Origin of the sequence: Ensifer sp. YR511, assembly GCF_900103045.1 — a bacterium.
In the GTDB taxonomy this organism is placed as follows: domain Bacteria; phylum Pseudomonadota; class Alphaproteobacteria; order Rhizobiales; family Rhizobiaceae; genus Ensifer; species Ensifer adhaerens.
On the sequence record NZ_FNGR01000015.1, the window covers coordinates 34,007 to 57,477 of the forward strand.

Genomic DNA, 23,471 nt, shown 5'->3' on the forward strand with positions numbered 1-23,471 from the left:
GCTGCCGTCCACTTGACGGATGTCGGCCGTTACTGCGCCGTCCAACCGCCGTCCATCGACACATGGGTGCCGGTGATCTGTGCCGCGTCGTCGCCGGCGAGATAGACGGCAAGGGCTGCGACCTGTTCGACGGTGATGAACTTCTTCGTCGGCTGCCCCTTCAGCATCACGTCGTTGATCACTTGCTGCTCGGTGATGCCGCGGGTGCGGGCTTGATCGGGGATCTGCTTTTCGACGAGCGGCGTCAGCACGTAGCCCGGGCAGATCGAGTTCGCGGTGATGCCGCTTTCGGCCACTTCGAGCGCCACGGTCTTCGTCAGGCCGAGCACGCCGTGCTTCGCCGCCACATAGGCCGCCTTGAAGGGCGAGGCGACGAGGCCATGGGCCGAGGCGATGTTGATGATGCGGCCCCAGCCTTTCGCCTTCATGCCGGGAATAGCGGCGCGGATCGTGTGGAAGGACGAGGAGAGGTTGATCGCGATGATGCGGTCCCATTGCTCGATCGGGAAATCCTCGACCTTCTCGACATATTGGATACCGGCATTGTTGACGAGGATATCGACGCCGCCGAAGCGGGTCGTCGCCGTGGCGATCAGATCGGCGATCTCGGCTGGCTTCGTCATGTCGGCAGCATGATAGACGACCGTTCCTGTCGTCAGCGCGCTGACGTCGTCCGTCGCCTTCTTGATTTCGTCCGGGCTACCGAAGCCGTTCAGCACGATATTGGCGCCACCCTTGGCGAAGGCCTTGGCGATCGCAAGCCCGATGCCGCTCGTCGAACCGGTGATGACCGCTGTTTTCGTCATTGCTGCTCTCTCCCTTTGTGGCGCCGCGCACTGCTTTGTTGCGGCGCAACAGCGCCAGCCTACGCGGAAAACGCCGGCGCTGACAATTGTGTTTTTGGGTTGCGGACCGCAGAGTTGAGGAGGGGAATGGCGAAGTCGACGGTTGCGTTTTGTTTTCGTTTGACATTCGTTTTGCCATCGTATTGAAGTTTTCGAAATGAGATCCCGCCTTCAAGGCCGGGTGAACAAACATGCGTGTGGCCGGGGAGGGGCATATGGGCGGATACATTCTCGCGATCGATCAGGGTACGACCTCGAGCCGGGCGATCATCTTCGACGGTCAGCAGCATATCGCCGGGGCCAGCCACAAGGAATTCAAGCAGTATTTTCCGAAATCCGGGTGGGTCGAACACGATCCCGAGGAAATCTGGCAGACGGTGCTTTCGACGGTTGAGGACGCTATCGCCAAGGCCGGCATCAAGGCCGGCGACCTTTCGGCGATCGGCATCACCAACCAGCGCGAAACCGTCGTCGTCTGGGATAGCAAGACCGGCAATCCCATTCACAACGCGATTGTCTGGCAGGACCGTCGCACCGCCTCCTATTGTGATCGGCTGAAGAAGCAGGGGCTGGAAAAGACCTTCACCCGGAAGACGGGCCTGCTGCTCGATCCCTATTTCTCCGGCACCAAGCTCAACTGGCTGCTGACCAACATCGACAGGGCGCAGGCCCGCGCCGCCAAGGGCGAACTCTGCTTCGGCACCATCGATACCTTCCTCATCTGGCGGCTGACCGGCGGCAAATCCTTCGTGACCGACGCGACCAACGCCTCGCGCACGCTGCTCTATAACATCGCCGAAAATGCCTGGGACGATGAGCTTCTGAAGATCCTCAAGGTGCCGCGCGCCATGCTGCCCGAGGTCAAGGATTGCGCCGCCGATTTCGGCGTTACCGATACCGCACTTTTCGGCGCGGCGATCCCGATCCTCGGCGTTGCCGGCGACCAGCAGGCGGCGACCATCGGCCAGGCCTGCTTCAAGCCGGGCATGTTGAAATCCACCTATGGCACCGGCTGCTTCGCACTGCTCAACACCGGCAAGGACATGGTGCGTTCGAAGAACCGGTTGCTCACCACCATTGCCTACAAGCTTGATGGCGAAACCACTTATGCGCTCGAAGGCTCGATCTTCGTCGCGGGTGCTGCGGTGCAATGGCTGCGCGACGGGCTGAAGGTGATCAAGGCTGCGCCCGATACCGGGACGCTTGCCGCAAGCGCCGATCCGACGCAGGACGTCTATCTCGTGCCGGCCTTCACCGGGCTCGGCGCGCCGCATTGGGATCCGGACGCGCGCGGCGCGATCTTCGGCATGACCCGCAACACCGGTCCGGCGGAGTTTGCCCGCGCGGCACTCGAAGCCGTCTGTTACCAGACGCGCGACTTGCTTGAGGCGATGCACAAGGACTGGCGCAACAACGGCAAGGAGACGGTTCTGCGCGTCGACGGCGGCATGGTTGCCTCCGACTGGACGATGCAGCGGCTTTCCGACCTGCTCGACGCGCCGGTCGATCGGCCCGTCATCCTGGAAACGACCGCGCTCGGCGTCGCCTGGCTTGCCGGCAGCCGCGCCGGCGTCTGGCCGAAGCAGGAAGACTTTGCCAAGTCCTGGGCACGCGACCGCCGCTTCGAGCCCGCCATGGACGAAAAGATGCGTAAGGCCAAGTTCAAGGGTTGGCGCAACGCGGTCAAAAGGACGCTGAGCTAAGAGCCGGGCGAGCGGCGATTTTCGCCGCGCGTCCGTTTCTCCCGACCATTCTCTGCCTTCCGGGCCGCCGTCAGTCGATGACAGCGACCGCTTCCACCTCGAACAGCATGCCGTCGACCGCCAGCTTGGGCACGGGTACCAGTGTCTGCGCCGGCAGCGTCGCGCCGAACATTTCCTTGACGCTGCCGGTCAGGACCTCGAGCTTGGACATGTCGTGGTCGACCACGAAGATGGTGAGCTTGGCGACCTGGTCCGGCCTTGCGCCGAGCCCCTCGAGCGCTGCGCCCAGATTGGCATAAGCCTGCTTGACCTGAACCGCGAAGTCGGGAGACAGGCCGCCGGTGCTATCCTGGCCGCCCTGTCCTGAAATGTAGGCCACCCGTGCCCCGGCAGGCACGATCACCGCGGTGCTATAGCCATGCGGCGTCGGGTCGTAGAGGTTCTTGGGGTTGACGATCGTCAGCTTGGCCGCCTGCTCGCTCGCGGTCGCCGCTGTGGAAACGCCCGTGGTCATGATGATGAGTCCTCCGATCATGAGATGTCTGATTGTGCGTGACATGGTGTTCTCTCGTCTCCGAGGCCCGCGCGCGATGCCGCTTGCAGGCCTGCAGGTTTGACCTTTCGCCGTCGCTCTTGCTATTGACTCGTACGGCGTACGATTCATTTACATCGTACGCCGTACGAGTCAATCGTTCAGGATCGACATCCGGCGCGTTGTCGGCGTAAATCGACACTCCAATCAGCAAGGAAGACGCATGGCGGCGAAAGGGAACGGCGGGCAGGGCAAACGCTCCCAGCGGATAGAGTCGGCAGCCCAGGCCGGGAAGAAGCCGGGCGGCGAGCCGTCCCTGTCTCTGGAGCGCATCGTGGCGACTGCGGTCGAATTGCTGGACGCCGAGGGTATCGACGGCTTGAAGATGCGCCGTCTCGCCGACCGTCTCGGTGCGGGCGTCATGAGCCTCTATTGGCATGTCGCCAACAAGGAGGAGGTCTTTGACCTGGCGCTCGATGCGGTGTTTGCCTATCGCGCGCCCCCGCAAAGGATCGAGCCCGAGGACTGGCGCAGGGATGTGGTTCACATGCTCGAAGACTGGCGCGGAATCATGCTGCGCCATCCCTGGTCGGCGTCGCTGCTGCCGCGCCGGGCGCTCGGCGCGAATGTACTCGGCCGCCTGGAAACCATGAGCGAGGTGCTGTCGAGAGCCGGCGTTGCCGACGCGGACATGAATGTCGCGATCTGGTCGCTCTGGAACTACGTGCTCGGCGCCACCGTCACCCGGGCGAGCTTCGCGCTTTCGCACGCCGACCAGGCAGCCGGACAGAAGCGCCTCTCGGCGCTCAGCGAACGCTATCCGACGATCGAGCGCACGCGCCTGCTCCTGGACAGCGATTGGGATGGCACGTTCCGGAAGGGCCTCGATGTCCTGCTTGACGGTCTACCGAGAGGGTAAGGTCTCGTTCGTATGCATCCGGGAAACACAGCGTTTCCCGGATGCGCATTTGCTGCTCATGTGTGCGCCAACTATCTGTTGTGCAAACAGAAAAAGGACAGATCTCATGGAACTCGGGCTTTACACATTTGCGGATGTCGATCCGAACGCGGATCACAAAGGCAGGGAGGGCCAGCGTCGCCTCAAGAACCTTCTCGAGGAAATCGAGCTTGCAGATCAGGTTGGCCTCGATGTTTTCGGGCTCGGCGAACACCATCGGCCTGACTACGCGGCCTCCGCGCCGGCGGTCATCCTCGCGGCCGCAGCGGCAAAAACGAAGAATATCCGGCTGACCAGTGCCGTCACGGTGTTGAGCTCGGACGATCCCGTACGCGTCTTCCAGCAATTCTCGACCCTTGATCTGATCTCGGGCGGCCGCGCCGAGATCATGGCCGGTCGCGGGTCGTTCATCGAATCCTTCCCGCTCTTCGGCCAGTCGCTCGATGACTACGACCAGCTCTTTGCCGAAAAGCTCGACCTCCTGATGGCGCTGCGCGAAAGCGAAAAGGTCTCGTGGGCCGGCGAGATGCGGCCGGCGATCCATGATCGCGGCGTCTATCCGCGGCCGCTGCAGGAGGTGCTGCCGCTCTGGATCGCCGTTGGCGGCACGCCGCAATCGGTAGCGCGCGCGGGCGCGCTCGGCCTGCCGGTGGCGCTTGCGATCATCGGCGGCGAGCCACGCCGGTTTGCGCCGCTCTTCGACCTCTACCGCGAGGCCGCGCGCCGCGCCGGTCAGGATCCGGCAAACCTGAAAACCAGCATCAACGTGCACGGCTTCATCGCCGATACGACCGATCTTGCCGCCGACCAGTTCTACGGGCCGCAGGCGGAAGTGATGAACCGCATCGGCCGCGAGCGCGGCTGGGGACCGACGAACCGGGCGCATTTCGACCAGGCGCGCAGCCCCTCCGGCAACCTCTTCCTCGGTGATCCGGAAACGGTGGCCGAGAAGATCGTCGAGAACTGGAAGCTGTTCCGTAACGATCGCTTCCTGCTGCAGATGGCGATCGGTCCGATGCCGCACGACCAGATCATGCGCGGCATCGAGCTCTACGGCACCAAGGTGGCGCCGCTGGTGCGCAAGGCCGTGGCGGAAGAAAAGGCAGCGGCACCCGCTATCGCCTGAGTGTCGAGGGTCGGGGGCGGTCACCCCCGGCCGTTCCGCTGCGTGCTGGCATAACGCGTCATGACACGCTACATGTGAGCGCGAAAGCGAGATACGGATGACCCTCAACAACGAAGAAGACCTGCTGCGGCTGAAGGAAATCGGCCGCATCTGCGCCAATGCCCTGCAGACGATGGGCGAGGCGCTCGAGCCCGGCATTACCACTGCGGAACTCGATGCGATCGGCCGCAAGGTACTGGAAGAGGCCGGCGCACGCTCGGCGCCCGAACTCTGCTACCAGTTTCCTGGTGCCACATGCATCAGCGTCAACGAGGAAATCGCCCACGGCATTCCCGGCAACCGCGTGATCAAGGCCGGCGATCTCGTCAACATCGACGTCTCGGCCGAAAAGGACGGCATCTTTGCCGATACCGGCGCCTCGTTCCCGGTACCGCCGGTCACCGCCGCGATCGACCGGCTTTGCCGCGATGGCAAGCGGGCCATGTGGGTCGGTCTGAAGCAGGTGCGCCCCGACCAGCCGCTGGCTGCCATCGGCAACGCGATTGGCGACTTCGCCCGCAAGAACCGCTATTCGCTTGTCACCAATCTCGCCAGCCACGGCATCGGCCGCTCGCTGCATGAGGAGCCGACCGAGATCGCCACCTGGCCGGACCCGCGCGAGCGTCGCCGGATGACCGACGGCATGGTCTTCACCGTCGAGCCCTTCCTGTCGATGGGCGCGCAATGGGCCGAGGGCGGCAACGACGACTGGACGCTCTACAGCGACCCGCGCGCGCCGACGGTGCAGTATGAGCACACAGTTGTCGTCACCCGCGGCGGGCCGCTGGTGGTGACACTACCGGGCTGAATGAACCAGGGATACGGCGGCGGCCTGCAGCCTCCGTCGTCCTCCAGACGATTTTTTGCTCCATCGCCGCGGTGCATGATCTGCCGCCGTGATGTGGTGCATCTCACCTTTCCGGTGATTGGTCTAAGCCATTGAAATCGGTGATCGTTCGATTTCTTCAATAGATCCTTCAATTATTGTCGTTTGTCGTCCGTCGTGTTGCGGCGCAATAAAATGATATGACCACGCTCGACCGACCGCTGCAGACCAACATCTCCGCCACCGCGACTGCCGGCGCCATCGCCATGGCCGTCGCCATGGGCTTCGGACGCTTCTCCTATACGCCGATCCTGCCGGCGATGATGGTGGATCTCGGCCTGTCGCCGGGTGATGCCGGGCTCATCGCCTCGGCCAATTTCGTCGGCTATCTCGCCGGCGCCATTCTTGCGGCCTATGGCTGGGCCCATGGGCACGAGCGGCGGATCGGTCTGCTGTCGCTCGTCGCCACGACGGCTCTGCTGGCGGCCATGGGCCTCTCGTCCTCCGTCGTCGTGCTGGCGCTGATCCGTTTCCTCGCCGGCCTTGCCAGCGCCTTTGCGATGATCTTCATCTCCGGCATCGTGCTCGGCCATGGCGTGCTCGCGCGCTCGGAACACGTGCCGGCCGTTCACTTTGGCGGCGTCGGCCTCGGTATCGCGTTTTCATCGCTTTGCGTCTGGGCGAACCCGATCGCGGGTCACGCCGGCCTGACGACCTCCATGGGCGACTGGTTTACCGGCGCGCTGGTCGGATTGGTCGGGACGATCGTCGTTACCGCACTTCTTCCCGGCGTTCCGTCGTCCGGTTCTGGTCCGGTGCGCGAAAGGCCGCTGGGCTGGACGCGGCCGCTGACCGTAGTGACGTTCACCTATGCGCTCTTCGGCTTCGGCTATGTGATCACCGCCACGTTCCTCGTCACCATGGCGCGTGATCCGAGCGGCGGCCACAGCATCGAGTTTCTCGCCTGGCTGCTGACGGGGCTTGCCGCAGCGCTCTCCGTCTATCTCTGGCGCTTTGCCGTGCCGCGCTTCGGCCTTGCCGGCGTCTATGCAATCGGGCTGCTCGTCGAGGCGGTCGGGCTGGTGCTGACGGTCAGCCTGCCTTTGCCCTATGCGCCGCTTGCCGGCGGCCTGATGCTCGGCGCAACCTTCATGATGATCACTGCCTATGGCCTGCAGATCGGGCGGAAGCTGGCGCCCGAGAGCCCGCGCAAGGCGCTTGCTTTGATGACGGCTGCTTTCGGTATTGGGCAAATCGTCGGTCCGCTGGTCGCCGGCTGGCTTGCGGAGCGCACCGGCAGCTTCACCGCACCAACCTTGATCGCGGCTGCCGTTCTTTTCCTGTGCGGTGGGGTCATTGTCGTCGAGTTGAAGCGGATTTCACAGGCATTGAGGGCCTGAGCAGCGGCGAAAAAAGACCCTCCGGCACCGGCGCTCGCCTGGATGAAATAACAGTAACGTTTACATTACCCGATTGTTGACGACGGCGCTTTGCCCTAGTTTCGGCGCTTCGGGAGGCGAGTTGTTCGTCTCCACCGAAACGAGAGTGCCGCACTTGTTCCTATCCTTCTTTCCGAAGCCGAAGCTCTTCTTCATTTCCTTTGTCGTCTGGTCGCTGGTTGCCATCGCCTTCTGGTATGGGGAAGGCGAGCAACTGGGCGCAGTCTTCGGCATGCCGCCTTTGCCGTCCGACGCGCCGCCGATCGTCGGCATTTCCGCCTTCTGGTCTCCGGCCTTCCTCTGGTTCTACATCTATTTCGCGCTGGTCACGGGGTTATTTGCGGCGTTCTGGTACGTCTACTCACCGCATCGCTGGCAGAATTGGTCGATCCTCGGATCCGCCCTCATTCTGTTCGTCACCTATTTTCAGGTGCAGGTCAGCGTCGCCATCAACAACTGGTATGGGCCGTTCTGGGACCTGATCCAGGCGGCGGTTTCCAAGTCAAAGGTCGTCACCGCGGAAGAGTTCTACGGCGAAATCGCCACCTTCCTCGCGATCGCGCTCGTCGCCGTCGCCGTGGCCGTCATGACGCGCTTCTTCGTTAGCCACTATATCTTCCGGTGGCGCACCGCGATGAACGAGTACTACATGGCCCATTGGGGCAAGCTGCGCCATATCGAAGGTGCCTCGCAGCGTGTGCAGGAAGACACGATGCGCTTTTCCACGACCGTGGAAGGTCTCGGCGTCAGCCTGATCGACAGCGTGATGACGCTGATCGCGTTTACGCCGGTGTTGATCCGGCTGTCCGCAAACGTCACCGAACTGCCGATCGTCGGCGCCATTCCCTATCCGCTGGTCACCGCCGCGGTGCTCTGGTCGCTGTTCGGCACCGTGTTCCTGGCTGTCGTCGGCATCAAATTGCCGGGGCTTGAGTTCCGCAACCAGCGCGTCGAGGCGGCCTACCGCAAGGAACTGGTCTATGGCGAAGATCACGCCGATCGCGCCCAGCCGCCAACCGTTGCCGACCTTTTCGAGAACGTGCGCCGCAACTATTTCCGGCTGTACTTCCACTATCTCTATTTCAACATCGCCCGCATCTTCTACCTGCAGATCAACAACATCTTTTCGCTGCTGATCCTGGCGCCGTCGATTATCGCCGGTAAGATCACGCTTGGCGCGCTGAACCAAATCTCCGGCGCCTTCGGCCAGGTCACCTCGTCGTTCCAGTATCTGGTTTCTTCCTGGCCGACGATCGTCGAGCTCCTGTCGATCTACAAGCGCCTGCGCGCGTTCGAGGCGACGATCGACGAAGAGCCGCTACCGCATATCGATCAGAAGTTCATCGAGGTCGGTGGTGAAGAGGAACTGGCCTGAGCTTGGCCGAACGCATAGCAATCAGAAGGCGGTTCGACCCGCCTTCTTTTTTGCCTGCTCGATCAGCGGCAGCGCCTGGGCATAGCTGACGCATGCGACGTCGGGCTTGCCGCAGACTTCGCCCAGCAGCCGATCGAGCGCGCGCCAGTAGGCGCCGCCGTTCATTTCGACGAAATGGAAGCCGAGCTGCAGTGGGATGCGGTCGCCCGCATATTCCCGGTCGAAGGCTTTCCTGTAGGCCTCGTAGGTGCGCTCCTCGAAGCGGGCGCTGTCCTTCTTGTTCTCCACACCCATGGAGTGGCGGACGAAGAGATTGTAGTCCATGCCGATGACAGGGCGCTGCGACGGCCCTTCGGGGATCAGCGGCAGTCCGAAACGCGGCAGGCCATCCTTTGTCGTCGGCCAGCCCGGACCCTTGGTCACCAGGCTTGCGTCATAGGTGAAGTTGTCCGCCTTGAGTGCCGGCAGCAGGCCGTCGCTCAGCGACAGATAGGGCGCGCGGAATCCCTTGATCCCGGTTGCGGCGAATTCGGCCCAGCCGGCCGGCTCGGCCTCGGGCTTGTCCGCCTTCTTCCAGGCGTCCTTGAGCGCCGCGTTGAAGGTCGAAAACTCGCTTTGCCAGTCGGCTTTGCTCCAGCCCTTGCCGTCGAAGTGGCCGCAGGCGTGGCTGGCGATGTCGTGGCCGTCGAGATGGGCCTGCCAGATGTGGCCGACGCGGGCCGCGATCTCTTCACGGCTCTGCGCGAAGCCGACATTCGAGCGGCCTGCCTTCTGGCCCGGCGGCTTGTAGAGCGTCTTGCCGTCCGCCCGGGTCATCAGAAAGGTGCAGGAGAGGAAATAGGTGAAATGCGCACCGGTGCGCTTGGCCATCGCCAGGCTTTTTTCCCATAGCGCGTTGTCATGCGCGCCGTCGAACGAGACGATCACCAACTGCCTGTCACCGGCGGGCGCGGTGGCCGGCGACGCCGGCTCGGCCCTGGCAAGAGCGGGAAGAAGGGCGAGCGAGAGGGCAAGCGGAATACGGATCATGATCAACTGCACTGTTTTGGTTTTGTCGCAAATGGTTCGAAAATGCGGCAATCCTTTGATCGGTCTGGAAAAAACGCGCTATCAAGGCTACTCCATAGCAACCTGGGCGGAATCGGTCCGGGAACCGAATACACTGGAAATCAACACGCTTCAGCGGCCAGCTCCCGTCTTTTCCGACGAGCGGCGCTGAGTTTGCCCGATACTCGAACAAAGCGGTGGCCCCATGGCGATACTCGTTCTCGGCATCATTCTTTTTCTCGGCCTGCATCTCATCCGCGTCGTCGCGCCCGGTTTCCGCGCCGGCGTCATCGAGCGCCGCGGCAAGGGCACCTGGATGGGGATCTATGCAATCCTCAGCCTCATCGGCCTCTGTCTGATCATCTATGGCTTCGGCCAGGCCCGCAGCGAAACGGGCATGCTCTACGATCCGCCCGTATTCATGCGCCACATCGCGCTGCTTCTGATGCTTTTTGCCTTCATCTTCCTTGCTGCCGGCTTCCTTCCGGCCGGGCGCATCGCGGTTGCGGTCAAGCATCCTCAGGTGCTTTCGATCAAGGTCTGGGCGCTGGCGCATCTGCTCGCCAACGGCGAGACGTCCTCCGTCCTGCTGTTCGGCTCGTTTCTCGCCTGGGCGGTGATCCTGCGTATCTCGCTGAAACGCCGCGAGCGGGCAGGCGAACGCGTACTGCCGGTGTTCAAATCGGCCTCCAACGACGTGCTCGCCATCATCATCGGCCTCGTCGCCTACGTGCTCTTCGTCTGGAAGCTGCACGAATGGTTGATCGGCGTTGCACCGGTCGTCATGGGCTGATGCAATTTCCAGCAAAAGTGCACCGCGGTTTTGCGTCCGGAATTGCAGTAACAGAAAATTTAGAGCGACGGAGTCGGCCTCGTGTCGGCCATAGGCGCTCTAAATCGCGTCGGCCCCCTTACAAGCGCCGCAAAATCGGGTAGAAGGCGCAAAATCCATGAGAGTGCGGCGGGTGCGGCAAGGACCCCTCGTGCATGCTCGAACAGTTTGAGAGTGTCCGTTTCGCCGATCGTCATATGACCGTTGGCGCGACGGGCCAGTGTGCAGGCAAGGCCGGGGCAATAGATGGCGAACCAAGACGACAGCTTTATCCGCGAGGTCAATGAGGAACTGCGTTCCGACCAGATGAAGAGCATCTGGGCCCGCTTCGGCGGCGTCATCGTGGCCATCGCCGTGCTTATCGTACTCGGCACCATCGGCAAGGTCGGCTTCGATTACTGGCAGGATGGCGCCTCCTCGAAGTCGGGCGATGCGTTCCTGCAGGCGTTGAACCTCGCCAAGGAAAACAAGACAGACGAGGCGCTCGCCGCCTTGAACACGCTGGAGAAGGACGGCTACGGCGCCTATCCGGTGCTGGCGCGTCTGCGCGCTGCCACGCTGCAGGCGCAGAAGGGCGAGACAGAGGCGGCTGCCAAGGCCTTCTCCGCTATCGGCAAGGACAGCAGCGTCCCGGCAGCTATCCAGGAGGCAGCGCGTCTGCGTGCAGCCTACCTGCTCGTCGATACCGGCGGTTACGACCAGGTTTCGGCCGAGGTCGAGCAGCTTGCTACGCCGCAGAACAACATGCGCCACTCGGCGCGTGAAGCCCTTGGTCTCGCTGCCTACAAGTCCGGCGACTACGCCAAGGCGAAGACCTGGTTCCAGCAGATCGTCGACGATGCGCAGAGCCCGCGCAACGTCACCGGTCGCGCCCAGATGCTGCTCGACGTGATCGCCGCGAGCGGCAAGGCCTAAGACGACAGCCCATCCCCACGGGAAGGCACGGGGTGCAAGACCCTTTCGAATCAGCGCATGATCCCAATGTCGGTCTCGACCTTGGGATTGTGCGCTAAAGCGTTTAAAGCAGTTTCAGCAAAAGTGCTTAAGCGGTTTTGCGTTCGGGATTGCCGAGTACAATCGGAACAGTTCCTGCTGGGACTGTCGCTGCCGATGCGGCAGAAAACGAATTTATGAGCGCAGCCGCCTTGTTGGCAGCAGGGCTCCAAGCGGAAACGGATAGATCCATGAGCTTCACCGTCGCCATCGTCGGGCGTCCCAATGTCGGCAAGTCCACCTTGTTCAACCGCCTGGTCGGCAAGAAGCTGGCGCTCGTCGACGATACGCCGGGTGTCACCCGCGACCGTCGCCCGGGGGACGCCAAGTTGATCGATCTGCGCTTCCGCATCATCGACACGGCCGGTCTCGAGCAATCGGGACCCGACACGCTGCAGGGGCGCATGTGGGCGCAGACCGAGGCCGCGATCGACGAAGCCGATCTTTCGCTGTTCCTGGTTGACGCCAAGGGCGGACTGACGCCGGCAGACGAGACGCTTGCCGAAATGCTGCGCCGCCGCGGCAAGCCGGTGGTGCTGGTCGCCAACAAGTCCGAGGCGCGCGGCTCCGACGGCGGCTTCTACGATGCCTTCACGCTCGGCCTTGGCGAGCCGTGCCCGATCTCGGCCGAACACGGCCAGGGCATGCTCGATCTGCGCGACGCGATCGTCGCTGCGATCGGCGAAGACCGGGCCTACCCGCCGGAAGACGACGTGGCCGAAACCGATATCGATCTGCGCCCCACGTTCAAGGACGACGGTGAAGACGAAGAGGTGGAGACCGCCTATGACGAGACCAAGCCGCTGCGGGTGGCGATCGTCGGCCGGCCGAACGCCGGCAAGTCGACCCTGATCAACCGCTTCCTCGGCGAAGACCGGCTGCTGACGGGTCCGGAAGCCGGCATCACCCGCGATTCCATCTCGGTCGAATGGGACTGGCGCGGTCGCACCATCAAGATGTTCGACACTGCCGGCATGCGCCGCAAGGCCAAGGTTCAGGAGAAGCTCGAGAAGCTCTCGGTCGCAGACGCGCTGCGCGCCATCCGCTTTGCCGAAACGGTGGTCATCGTCTTTGATGCAACCATTCCCTTCGAGAAGCAGGATCTGCAGATCGTCGACCTCGTGCTGCGCGAAGGCCGGGCGGCCGTTCTCGCCTTCAACAAGTGGGACCTGGTCGAGGATTGGCAGGCGGTGCTTGCCGATCTTCGCGAAAAGACCGAGCGGCTGTTGCCGCAGGCCCGCGGCATCCGTGCCGTGCCGATTTCCGGTCACACCGGCTACGGCCTCGACCGGCTGATGCAGGCGATCATCGAGACCGACAAGACCTGGAACCGCCGCATCTCCACCGCGCGGCTCAACCGCTGGCTGGAATCGCAGACGGTTCAGCATCCGCCACCGGCCGTTTCCGGTCGCCGGCTCAAGCTCAAGTACATGACCCAGGTGAAGGCGCGCCCGCCGGGCTTCATGATCTCCTGCACGCGGCCGGACGCGCTGCCGGAATCCTATGTGCGCTACCTGATCAACGGTCTGCGCAACGATTTCGACCTGCCGGGCGTGCCGATCCGCATGCACTTCCGTTCGGGCGACAACCCGTACGAGTCCAAGGCGAAGAAGCGTCGCTAAAGATAAAGAGGGAGCGGAAAACCAAACAGGCTTTCCGTCTGCATCCTTCCTAAAGTTCCTGAAAAGTGACCCCGCCGCTCACGCGGCAGGCAGCTTCTCCCGCGCCACGAGCGCGCCGTGATGGCCGATGACGCCGGCAGCGACGCTTGCCGCAAAGGTGGCGGCCTGGGCTGGCTTGTCGCCCGCCACCAAGCGGGAGACGAAGGCGCCGTTGAAGCTGTCGCCGGCACTGGTCGTATCGACGACGCGCTCGACCGGGGTCGCCGGCACATGCTCAACCGGGGCATCGCCGAAGGCGAGCGTCACACCCTTCTCGCCATCCTTGACGACGAGGTTGGTGGCGCCCAGGCTCTTGTAACGGGCAATCGTCGCGTCGATCGAAGCATCGCCGAAATGGGTCATCTCGTCGTCGAAGCTCGGCATCACCAGGGTCGCGGCGCGGGCACCGTCGGTCAGCGTGCGGCGCATGCGCTCGGCATCGTCCCAGAGACGCGGGCGAATGTTCGGGTCGAAGACCACCGTCTTGCCGGCAGCCTTGGCGCGGCGCAGCTCCGACAGCAGCGTTTCTACGGCATCGGGCGCAAGGATCGCCAGCGTGATGCCGGAGAAGAGGATGAGGTCGGAGCTTTCGATCGCGCGTCGGAGGTGCTCGGCGTCGTCGGCAAGCAGCTTGGCAGCCGAGTGCGAGCGCCAGTAGGAGAAGCTGCGCTCGCCGTCCTTCAGATGGATCATATAGAGGCCTGCCGAGCGGTTCTCGATGCGGCGGACGGCCGAGGTGTCGATCGCTTTTTCCGCCATGAAGGCCAGCATCTCGTCGGAAACCGTGTCGGTGCCGACGGCGGAGCAATAGGCGACGGTCCAATCAGCAGGCATGAAGAGCCGCGCATAATAGGCGGCGTTGAACGTGTCGCCGGCATAGCCTTTGCGCAAGAGCCCGCCTTCCGCCTGCATGAGCTCGACCATGCACTCTCCGATCGCAAGCATCTTTCCGGCCAACGACTTTCCTCCTCACAAGATTTCGTCTGAGACGGGATAAGGGTCTCGATCGTTCTCGGCAAGAGATAGTTTCCGGCTGTTTGGTGGCGATCCGTGCGTGGCGGTGAATGGCGTTTACTCCGGCGCCGGGCAACGCTACACCTTTGCGCGACAGACCGTCTTCAGGGGGCTTACATGGCGTCTCGGCAGGTATCGGGTGACGATTGGTGGCGCGGTGCGGTGATCTATCAGGTCTATCCGCGCTCGTTCCAGGATACCGACGACGACGGCATCGGCGATCTCAAGGGTGTCACCCGCAGGTTGCCGCACATCGCCTCGCTCGGCGTCGATGCGATCTGGCTGTCGCCGTTCTTCACCTCGCCGCAGGCCGACATGGGCTACGACGTCTCGGATTACTGCGACGTCGATCCGATGTTCGGAACACTCGCCGATTTCGACGAGATGCTTGGCGAGGCCCATCGTCTTGGCCTGAAAGTGATCATCGACCAGGTGATCTCCCACACCGCCGATCGCCATCCCTGGTTTGTCGAAAGCCGCTCCAGCCGAACGAACGGGAAGGCGGACTGGTATGTCTGGGCCGATCCTAAGCCGGACGGCACGGCGCCCAACAACTGGCTGTCGATCTTCGGCGGACCGGCCTGGGAATGGGACGGGGTGCGCAAGCAGTATTACATGCACAACTTCTTAGGCTCGCAGCCGGACCTCAACTTTCACAATCCCGAAGTTCAGGACGCGGTGCTCGATGCTGCCCGCTTCTGGCTCGACCGCGGGGTCGACGGCTTCCGTCTCGATACGGTGAACTTCTACTTCCACGACAAGCACTTGCGGGACAACCCGCCGCTCGTGCCGGATCCGGATGCCACCAGCAACGATGCGCCCGACGTGAACCCCTACGGCATGCAGGACCATCTCCACGACAAGAGCCAGCCGGAAAACATCGCCTTCCTCGCGCGGTTCCGGGCGTTGCTTGATCGCTACGAAGGCCGCATGACCGTCGGCGAGGTGGGCGACGGCGCCCGCTCGCTGAAGACCGTGGCCGCCTATACCAGCGGCGGCGACAAGCTCAACATGTGCTATACCTTTGACCTCCTGGGGCCGGACTTTACCGCGACCCATATCCGCCGCTGCGTCGAGAACTTCCAGAAGGCGGTGACCGACGGCTGGGTCTGCTGGGCCTTTTCCAACCACGACGTGACGCGCCATGTCAGCCGCTTTGCCCGCAGTGAAGCGGAGCGGGAGAGGGTGGCGCGGCTGGCGATCACACTGCTTTCCAGCCTGCGTGGCTCGATCTGCCTCTATCAGGGCGAGGAGCTGGGGCTGCCGGAGGCGGAGCTTGCTTTCGAGGATCTGCGCGATCCATATGGCATCCGTTTCTGGCCCTCCTATAAGGGCCGCGACGGATGCCGCACACCGATGGTCTGGGAGCAGGCAGCGGCCAATGCCGGCTTTACCGCCGGCAAGCCGTGGCTGCCGGTGCCCGAGGACCATCGGCGGCTTTCGGTCGACGCCCAGCAGACCGGGGACACGGTGCTCGATCACTATCGCGCGACGCTCGCCTTCCGCCGATCGCAGCCGGCACTCAGCGATGGCACGATGCGGTTCCTCGACACGAACAGCGATCTCCTGGCCTTTGTTCGCGAGAAAGACGGCGAGCGGCTGCTCTTCGTCTTCAATCTCACCCGGGAACCGCTGGAGTTTCTGGCGCCGTCGGCGGTTGAGCCCCTGGAATTGCCCGGATATCCGGCACGGCTTGAAGCCGGTAGCATCAGGGTTGCCGGACTGTCGGCCTTCTCAGGGAAGTTCTGATGCGCGTATTGTTGATGGATGGCGAAACCATCGGCCGCTGGGTCGAGATGCGTCTGGCGCTCTGGCCGGATACACCGGCGGCGGATCATCGCGCCGAAGTCGAATCCAGTCTCGCGGAGCGCGACCGCTACGCTTCGTTCCTTTGCGAGGACGAAGCCGGTGTCGCTGCCGGTTTCGCTGAAGCGTCGATCCGCCACGATTACGTTAACGGCTGCGAGACCTCGCCCGTCGGCTTCCTCGAAGGCATTTACGTCTTGCCCGCCTACCGCCGTCGCGGCGTGGCGCGCGCCCTGATCACCGCGGTCGAACGCTGGGCGACAAGCCGGGGCTGCCAGGAACTCGCCTCCGACACGGCGACCGACAATCTGAGGAGCCAAAGCCTGCACATGGCGCTTGGCTTCGAGGAGACGGAGCGCGTCGTCTATTTCCGCAAGGAACTGGCGCCCGCCGTGGCCGACAACTGAGTGCCGCCGCCAATCACCCGATCAGCATGAACTTGTCGACATCGACCAGCCCGCGATCCGAGATCTTCAGATGCGGGATGACCGGCAGCGGCAGGAAGGCGAGCTGCAGGAACGGCTCCTCCAGCGTTGCGCCGAGCGCGAAGGCGGCGTGGCGCAGGTCGTGCAGCGTGTCACGGACGCTCTCATAGGGCTCGAGGCTCATCAGGCCTGCGACCGGAAGCGCGATCTCGCCGGTCACCTTGCCGTCCTCGACGACGACGAAACCGCCCTTGATCTCGCCGAGCCGGTTGGCGGCGATCGCCATGTCCTCGTCGTTGACGCCAACGACGCAGATGTTGTGGCTGTCATGGCCGACGGTCGAGGCGATCGCGCCTTTCTTCAGCCCGAACCCCTGCACGAAGCCATTGGCATGGTTGCCGTTGACGCCGTGGCGTTCGATGACGGCGACCTTGATGATGTCGCGGCCGAGATCGACGCCGGTCTGGTTGCCGACCGCCGGCAGGCGGTAGCGGCGGTGCTCGGTGATGATCTTGCCGGGCAGAACGCCGATGACCGAGGTGTCGCCGTCTGCGACCGGAATGCCGAAGGCGCTGGCATGGACTTGGCCGGCCTTGACGCTGTCGAGCCCGACGGGGGCGACCGTCTTGCGGGTGGCAAAGAGCGCGTCGGTGACGCGGCGACCACCGGAGAACACCGTTTCGGCCTTGCAGTTTTCCAGGCTGTCGATGACCACGAGATCGGCGCGCCAGCCGGGCGCGACCAAGCCGCGGTCGCGCAGACCGAAGGCGCGGGCGGCCGAGATCGAGGCGGCGCGGTAGATCGCCAGCGGCTCGACGCCGGCGGATATCGCCGTGCGGATCATATGGTCGAGGTGACCCTGCTCGGCGATGTCGAGCGGGTTGCGGTCGTCGGTGCAGAGCGCCAGGTGCGGCGACAGCCGCTCGGTGATGATGGGCATCAGCGCATGCAGGTCCTTGGAGACCGAGCCCTCTCGCACGAGGATGTGCATGCCCTTGCGGATCTTCTCCATGGCTTCTTCAGCGCTGGTGCATTCATGATCGGTGCGGATACCGGCTGCGAGATAGCCGTTCAGGTCCTTGCCTGAAAGCAGCGGTGCGTGGCCGTCGATATGGGCGCCCTGGAAGGCATCGAGCTTGGCGAGGCAGACCGGGTCCTTGTGCACAACACCCGGAAAGTTCATGAACTCGGCAAGGCCAATGACTTTCGGATGGTGGCGGAAGGGCAGGAGACGTTCGATCGGCAGGTCGGCGCCCGACGTTTCCAGATGCGTCGCCGGCACGCAGGAGGAGAGCTGGACGCGGATGTCCATGATCGTCTCGAGTGCCGAATCCAGGAAATACTCGATGCCCTCGGTACCGAGCACGTTGGCGATCTCGTGCGGATCGCAGACGACCGTGGTGATGCCGAGCGGCAGAACGCAGCGGTCGAACTCGTGCGGGGTGACCAGCGAGGATTCGATGTGCAGATGGGTGTCGATGAACCCGGGCACGACGATGCGGCCGGTGATGTCGATTTCCTCGCGCCCCTCGTAGCTGCCGAAGGTGCCGACGATGCGGTCGCCGGAGATCGCGATGTCGGAGGCGACCAGTTCGCCAGTGACGAGATCGAAGAACTGCCCGCCCTTCAAGACGATGTCAGCCGGCTCGCGTCCGACGCCCTGATCGATATAGCGTTCCAGCGCTTCGGACATGAGGCAACTCCATTTCTTATACGCGCCCCGGATGTCTCGGCGGGACGACGCTTGGCTTCATTGTTGCGGATAAGAGTAACCCTTCCCCCGTTGCCGGGGAAAGGGTTCTGACAGTCTCGACGAGGCCTGCTTAGATATTGCTGTTGAGAACGGCGCGCAGCTTGCCGAACAGCTCGTCGATTTCTGCCTTGCTGATGATCAGCGGCGGTGACAGCGCAATGATGTCGCCGGTGGTGCGGATCAAGAGGCCGCTCTCATAGGCCTTGAGGAAGGCGGAGAAAGCGCGCTTCGTCGGCTCGCCGGCGATCGGCTGCAGCTCGATCGCGCCGATCAGGCCGAGATTGCGGATGTCGATGACATGCGGGCAGTCCTTCAGCGAGTGCAGGCCCTCTTCCCAATAGGGTGCCAACTCGGCGGCGCGGGTCAAGAGGCCCTCTTCCTTGTAGGTGTCGAGCGTGCCGAGGGCGGCGGCCGAGGCGATCGGGTTGCCCGAATAGGTGTAGCCGTGGAAGAACTCGATCATGTGCTCCGGGCCATTCATGAAGGCATCATGGATCTCGGAGGTGACGAAGACCGCACCCATCGGGATGACGCCGTTGGTGAGACCCTTTGCGGTCGTAATGATATCCGGCTTCACGTCGAAATACTGCGCGGCAAACGGCGTGCCGAGGCGGCCGAAACCGGTGATGACTTCATCGAAAATCAGCAGGATGCCGTGCTTGGTGCAGATCTCGCGCAGTTTCTGCAGGTAGCCCTTCGGCGGGATCAGCACGCCGGTGGAGCCGGCCACCGGTTCGACGATGACGGCTGCGATGGTGGAGGCGTCATGCAGCGTAACGATACGCTCGAGTTCGGTCGCGATATCGCCGCCATGCTCGGGCTCGCCGCGGGTGAAGCCATTCTGGGCCGGCAAGTGGGTGTGCGGCATATGGTCGACGCCGGTCAGAAGCGTGCCGAACATCTTGCGGTTGGAGACGATGCCGCCGACCGAAATGCCGCCGAAGTTGACGCCGTGATAGCCGCGCTCGCGACCAATCAGGCGGAAACGCGAGCCGTCGCCCTTGGCGCGGTGATAGGCGAGTGCCACCTTCAGCGCGGTGTCTACCGATTCCGAGCCAGAGTTGGTGTAGAGAACGTGGTTCATGCCCTCGGGCGCGATGTCGACCAGGCGGTTTGCCAGTTCGAAGGCCTTGGGGTGGCCGAGCTGGAAGGCCGGCGCATAGTCGAGCTCGCCCGCCTGCTCACGGATCGCCTCGGTGATCTTCGGGCGACAATGGCCGGCGTTGACGCACCACAGACCCGCCGTGCCGTCCAGTACCGTGCGGCCGTCATGGGTCGTGTAGTGCATGTCCTTGGCGCCGACGAAGAGGCGCGGTTCCTTCTTGAACTGCCGGTTCGCAGTGAACGGCATCCAGAAAGCACGCAGGTCGTTCGGCGTGTTAAGGCGGTTCGACATTCCAGTTCTCCTCGGTCTCTCTTGTCGTCCGGGCGGTGCTGCCGCCCAAATTTTTACCCTTTGGTCAAACTATCAGGGCGCCGAGGCGCGTCAAGCCTCGCACCGGTCCGCCAGACAGGTCGCGACGGGTCTTGGCGACAGCGAAATTTCGCCGCGCCGCCGGATCTTTTCTCAAGCTTAACTTGTTTGCGGCAACGCTCTGCTGCCATGGCTTGTCGGCTCCGTGGCGCCTTTTGGGTGGCCGGCGAGTTCGGAGTTGGAAACGTGTCGAGGTTCGGGATAGCACACGCGGCGATTGCCGTGCTCTTCCTGCCGGGCCTGGCAAAGGGCGCCGAACTGATTGCTGACGGCCACTTTGACAAAAGACAGGACACGTTCTGGGCGAGCGACGGGCTGGCGTTCGCGCGCGAGAACGGCCGGCTTTGCGTCGAGGTTGCGCGGGGCGGTGAAGCCTGGAGCCAACTCATCGGCACCAATGGCTTGAAGCTCGAGCCCGGTCGCATCTACCGTTTGTCGATGAGGGTGATCGCCGAGCCGGCGCGCAGCGTCCAGGCAAGGGTGCAGCGCGCCGCCGATCCCTGGACCATGGTGGACGAATTCACGATGGAAGGCACGCCGGAGGGCAGCCTTTTTTCGGCGGAGTTCGCGGGGCAGGAGCCGGACGAAGCGCAGCTCGTTTTTCCGCTTGGCGGCGGCGAGGGCGGCCGTGTCTGCCTCGACGACGTCTCGCTGGTGGCGACCGGGGCTTCCTCGCCGGCGGCGCGGCGGGCGGCCGAAGGGCCGGCCATTCGCGTCAACCAGCTCGGCTACCTGACGGATGGCCCGAAGCGGGCGACCTTCGTCGCCGATGCGAAACAACCCATCGATTTTCGACTGTTGGATTCTGCGGACAGGATCGTCGGCAAGGGCAAGACGCAGCCCCACGGTTTCGATCCGACGGCCGGGGTCGAGACGCAGGTTGCGGACTTCTCGGCGTTCAAGACGCCGGGCGACGGCTATCGACTGGTGTCCGGCGACTGGGCAAGCGACCGCTTTTCGATCGGCGAGGATCTCTACACGCGGTTGCGGGTCGATGCGCTATCCTGGTTCTACCCGCAAAGAAGCGGGATCGAGATCAGGGGGGCGATCGCCGGCAAGGCCTATGCCCGATCGGCCGGCCATGTCGGCGTCGCGCCGAACCAGGGCGACAAGGCGGTTCCGTGCCTTGGCGGCGCGCAGGCCGAGGCGCTCTACGGCGGCTGGTCCTGTTCCTACCAACTGGACGTGACCGGCGGCTGGTATGACGCGGGCGACCACGGCAAATATGCGGTGACCGGAGCGCTGGCTGCTGCGCAACTGCTTGCCGCCTACGAACGCGGCCTGACGTTTGCGCCCAAATCGGCGGTGATGCGCGACGGGCTGTCGCGCATTCCGGAAAACGGCAATGGCCTTCCGGATATTCTCGACGAGGCGCGCTGGGAGCTGGAGTTCTTGCTGCGGATGATGGTCCCGGATGGAGAACCGCTCGCCGGCATGGTGCACCACAAGATCCACGATACGGCCTGGACCGCCGCACCGATGCTGCCGGGCGACGACCCGCAGCCGCGCGCGCTTTACCGCCCCTCGACCGCGGCGACGCTCGATGTTGCGGCGGTGGCTGCCCAGGGCGCGCGGCTCTTTGCCGAGCATAACCCGACATTTTCTGCGCGGCTGCTTTCGGCGGCGCGCAAGGCGTGGGTGGCGGCGAATGCCAATCCGGCGCTCCTTGCCCCCAAGTCCGATGGGTTCGGCGGCGGCGGCGACTACGACGACGACAGCATTTCCGACGAGCTTTTCTGGGCGGCGACCGAGCTTTATCTGACGACCGGCAACGGCGAATATCTCAAGACCCTGCGGGCCTCGCCGCTCTGGGAGGCGGATGTGTTTTCGCCCGGCGGCGCTTTCAACTGGCGCGACGTTGCCGGCTTCGCGCGGCTGCAACTCGCCCTTTATGGCAGGGCGCTGCCGGCGGTCGATCAGGAAACGATCCGCAATTCGGTGCTCACGAGCGCTCAGCACCTGCTGTCGCTGCAACAGGCGGAGCCATTCGGTATCGTCTACCGGCCGAACGAGCGCCGCTACGACTGGGGATCGAACCAGTTGATGCTGCAGAACATCGTCGTGCTGTCGGCCGCCTATGATCTCTCCGGCGACAGGGTCTTTCTCGACGGCGCGCGCGAGGGCATGGACTACATCCTCGGGCGCAATGCGATGGGGCTTTCCTACATAACCGGCTATGGCAGCCGCTCGCCGCAGAACCAGCACAGCCGCTGGTATGCCCGTCAGCGCGATCCGCAGCTGCCAAATCCGCCCGTCGGTTCGCTTGCCGGCGGTCCGAACTCGACCTTTGTCGACGACATCGCCAGGGAGCGGCTGCGCGGTTGCGCGCCGCAAACCTGCTATGTCGACGATATCGAAGCCTATGGGTCCAACGAAATCGCCATCAACTGGAATGCGCCGCTCGTTTACGTCGCGTCGTTCCTGGCTGACGCGCGATAGGAGACTGAAAGCGTGACCGGGATTGCCTTTGTCGGAACCGGCTTCGTCGCCGACTATTACATGACGACGCTTGCCAACCATCCGGAGCTGCGGCTCACCGGCGTCTGGGACCGCGATGCCGAGCGCCTCGACGCGTTCGCACGCTACTGGAAGGTTTCGCCCTATGCCTCGCTCGACGCCGTGCTTGCCGATCCCGCGGTGTCGATCGTCGTCAATCTGACGACGCCGGAGAGCCACTATACCGTAAATTGCCGGGCGCTTTCGGCCGGAAAGCACGTCTATTGCGAAAAGCCCCTGGCGATGACGGTGGAGCAGGCGAGCGAACTCGTCGACCTGGCAAGGGCCAAGGGGCTTGTTCTGGCCGGTGCACCGGCCAATGGGCTCAGCGACGCGCAGGCGCTCTGCGCCCGTCTGCTTGCGGACGGTGCCATTGGCACGCCGCGGCTTGTCTATGCCGAGATGGAAGATGGCCCGGTGTTCAAGGCCAACTGGCGCGCCTGGCGCAGCCGCTCGGGCGCCCGCTGGCCGGGCGTGCATGAGTTCGAGGTCGGCTGCACGCTCGAACATGCGGGTTATGCAGCAAGCTGGCTTGTCTCGCTCTTCGGCCCGGTCGCCGAAGTCAGTGCCGTCTCGGCGCTGACCTTTCCGGACAAGGGGCCGGGAACCGAGACGCTGGCGCTCGGGCCCGATTTTTCCGTGGGTTGCCTGACGTTCCGCTCCGGCCTGACGGCGCGGGTCACCTGCGGCCTGGCGGCGCCGCGCGACCGCTCGCTGACGATCATCGGCGAAAAGGGCATGATCGCCGTTCGCGATCTCTGGGACGATCGCTCGCCGATCCATCTGGAGATCTTCGGGGCGAAGCGGCCGCTCCTGCATCGCGGGCTCGACTGGCTGGAGTGGAAACTCGGTCGCAAGCTTCCGCTTCGGCTCTATCCCGGAACCAAGATGCGCTATCCGACGGCGCCATCGGCAAGTGCGCTTCCGGCCTTTCCGTCGCAGATCGATTTCGTGCGCGGCATTGCAGTGCAGGCGCAGGCGCTCAAAGGCGGCGAAACACCGTTTTTCTCCGGCGCGACGGCGCGACATCTGACGGAGGTGGTGTTGGCGCTCAACGGCGGCTGGCGGGACTACCGTCCGCTCGACCTCTAGAGGCGCAGCGTCGGCCACGTTTTGCGTTCCGTTTC

The 23,471-nt window shown here is 63.8% G+C and carries 20 protein-coding genes; 14 read left to right on the forward strand and 6 right to left on the reverse strand.

Annotated elements, in window-relative coordinates:
* Positions 1–29 precede the first annotated feature (29 nt).
* Positions 30–806, reverse strand: coding sequence for a 3-hydroxybutyrate dehydrogenase (locus BLU15_RS23170; protein WP_089045040.1), 777 nt, complete (start codon positions 804–806; stop codon positions 30–32).
* A 254-nt stretch (positions 807–1,060) separates the two neighbouring features.
* On the opposite strand from BLU15_RS23170, the gene glpK reads away from it, so the two are divergent.
* A complete protein-coding gene (gene glpK, locus BLU15_RS23175) occupies positions 1,061–2,548 on the forward strand; it encodes a glycerol kinase GlpK (protein ID WP_090298379.1) in 1,488 nt (495 codons plus the stop codon).
* A gap of 70 nt (positions 2,549–2,618) precedes the next feature.
* On the opposite strand, the gene BLU15_RS23180 is transcribed toward glpK, so the two are convergent.
* The gene (locus BLU15_RS23180; protein WP_060581693.1) at positions 2,619–3,107 is read right to left on the reverse strand and encodes a RidA family protein; all 489 of its coding nucleotides are present in this window, start codon (positions 3,105–3,107) and stop codon (positions 2,619–2,621) included.
* 196 nt (positions 3,108–3,303) lie between these two features.
* On the opposite strand from BLU15_RS23180, the gene BLU15_RS23185 reads away from it, so the two are divergent.
* The 5 genes from BLU15_RS23185 to sbmA all read left to right on the forward strand — a co-directional run bounded on the left by BLU15_RS23185 (position 3,304) and on the right by sbmA (position 8,843).
* A complete protein-coding gene (locus BLU15_RS23185; RefSeq protein ID WP_090298382.1) occupies positions 3,304–3,999 on the forward strand; it encodes a TetR/AcrR family transcriptional regulator C-terminal domain-containing protein in 696 nt (231 codons plus the stop codon).
* A gap of 106 nt (positions 4,000–4,105) precedes the next feature.
* The gene (locus tag BLU15_RS23190) at positions 4,106–5,164 is read left to right on the forward strand and encodes an LLM class flavin-dependent oxidoreductase (protein WP_090298384.1); all 1,059 of its coding nucleotides are present in this window, start codon (positions 4,106–4,108) and stop codon (positions 5,162–5,164) included.
* Between the two features lie 97 nt (positions 5,165–5,261).
* Complete coding sequence (gene map / locus BLU15_RS23195) at positions 5,262–6,011, forward strand: type I methionyl aminopeptidase (protein ID WP_034788960.1); 750 nt, start codon at positions 5,262–5,264, stop codon at positions 6,009–6,011.
* Between the two features lie 218 nt (positions 6,012–6,229).
* Positions 6,230–7,429, forward strand: a complete 1,200-nt coding sequence (locus BLU15_RS23200; RefSeq protein WP_176960329.1) for an MFS transporter — start codon at positions 6,230–6,232, stop codon at positions 7,427–7,429.
* Positions 7,430–7,583: 154 nt separating this feature from the next.
* Positions 7,584–8,843, forward strand: a complete 1,260-nt coding sequence (sbmA, locus tag BLU15_RS23205; protein ID WP_060581794.1) for a peptide antibiotic transporter SbmA — start codon at positions 7,584–7,586, stop codon at positions 8,841–8,843.
* Positions 8,844–8,864: 21 nt separating this feature from the next.
* Here the strand turns inward: sbmA and BLU15_RS23210 are convergent, their stop codons facing one another.
* Positions 8,865–9,872, reverse strand: a complete 1,008-nt coding sequence (locus tag BLU15_RS23210) for a polysaccharide deacetylase family protein (RefSeq protein ID WP_034789068.1) — start codon at positions 9,870–9,872, stop codon at positions 8,865–8,867.
* Between BLU15_RS23210 and BLU15_RS23215 the strand changes: the two genes are divergently transcribed.
* The 4 genes from BLU15_RS23215 (at position 9,871) to der (ending at position 13,337) form a co-directional block, all read left to right on the forward strand.
* On the forward strand, positions 9,871–10,062 hold the full coding sequence (locus tag BLU15_RS23215) for a hypothetical protein (protein WP_060609314.1): 192 nt from the start codon (positions 9,871–9,873) through the stop codon (positions 10,060–10,062). The genes BLU15_RS23210 and BLU15_RS23215 overlap by 2 nt on opposite strands.
* Positions 10,063–10,095: 33 nt before the next feature.
* Positions 10,096–10,683, forward strand: coding sequence for an NnrU family protein (locus BLU15_RS23220; protein ID WP_060518793.1), 588 nt, complete (start codon positions 10,096–10,098; stop codon positions 10,681–10,683).
* 285 nt (positions 10,684–10,968) lie between these two features.
* On the forward strand, positions 10,969–11,637 hold the full coding sequence (locus tag BLU15_RS23225) for a tetratricopeptide repeat protein (RefSeq protein WP_034788954.1): 669 nt from the start codon (positions 10,969–10,971) through the stop codon (positions 11,635–11,637).
* Between the two features lie 269 nt (positions 11,638–11,906).
* Entirely contained in the window at positions 11,907–13,337 is a 1,431-nt protein-coding gene (gene der / locus BLU15_RS23230; protein ID WP_034788953.1) for a ribosome biogenesis GTPase Der, read from the forward strand.
* Between the two features lie 78 nt (positions 13,338–13,415).
* Here der and BLU15_RS23235 read toward each other — a convergent pair whose 3' ends face one another.
* A complete protein-coding gene (locus BLU15_RS23235; protein WP_090298387.1) occupies positions 13,416–14,333 on the reverse strand; it encodes a sugar kinase in 918 nt (305 codons plus the stop codon).
* Between the two features lie 174 nt (positions 14,334–14,507).
* Here BLU15_RS23235 and BLU15_RS23240 point away from each other — a divergent pair, with 174 nt between their 5' ends.
* Both BLU15_RS23240 and aac(6') read left to right on the forward strand, forming a co-directional pair.
* Positions 14,508–16,139 (forward strand): beta-galactosidase BglA, encoded by a 1,632-nt coding sequence (locus BLU15_RS23240; protein ID WP_090298391.1) that lies wholly within the window; start codon positions 14,508–14,510, stop codon positions 16,137–16,139.
* Entirely contained in the window at positions 16,139–16,603 is a 465-nt protein-coding gene (gene aac(6'), locus BLU15_RS23245) for an aminoglycoside 6'-N-acetyltransferase (protein ID WP_090298396.1), read from the forward strand. Before BLU15_RS23240 ends, aac(6') begins: the two co-directional genes overlap by 1 nt.
* Before the next feature lie 13 nt (positions 16,604–16,616).
* Here aac(6') and ade read toward each other — a convergent pair whose 3' ends face one another.
* Both ade and BLU15_RS23255 read right to left on the reverse strand, forming a co-directional pair.
* Positions 16,617–18,314, reverse strand: coding sequence for an adenine deaminase (gene ade / locus BLU15_RS23250; RefSeq protein ID WP_060528885.1), 1,698 nt, complete (start codon positions 18,312–18,314; stop codon positions 16,617–16,619).
* 130 nt (positions 18,315–18,444) lie between these two features.
* The gene (locus BLU15_RS23255) at positions 18,445–19,770 is read right to left on the reverse strand and encodes an omega-aminotransferase AptA (RefSeq protein WP_034788948.1); all 1,326 of its coding nucleotides are present in this window, start codon (positions 19,768–19,770) and stop codon (positions 18,445–18,447) included.
* 264 nt (positions 19,771–20,034) lie between these two features.
* On the opposite strand from BLU15_RS23255, the gene BLU15_RS23260 reads away from it, so the two are divergent.
* Positions 20,035–22,287, forward strand: a complete 2,253-nt coding sequence (locus BLU15_RS23260) for a glycoside hydrolase family 9 protein (protein WP_244546797.1) — start codon at positions 20,035–20,037, stop codon at positions 22,285–22,287.
* Between the two features lie 60 nt (positions 22,288–22,347).
* Positions 22,348–23,436 (forward strand): Gfo/Idh/MocA family protein, encoded by a 1,089-nt coding sequence (locus tag BLU15_RS23265; RefSeq protein ID WP_210336608.1) that lies wholly within the window; start codon positions 22,348–22,350, stop codon positions 23,434–23,436.
* Positions 23,437–23,471: the final 35 nt, after the last annotated feature.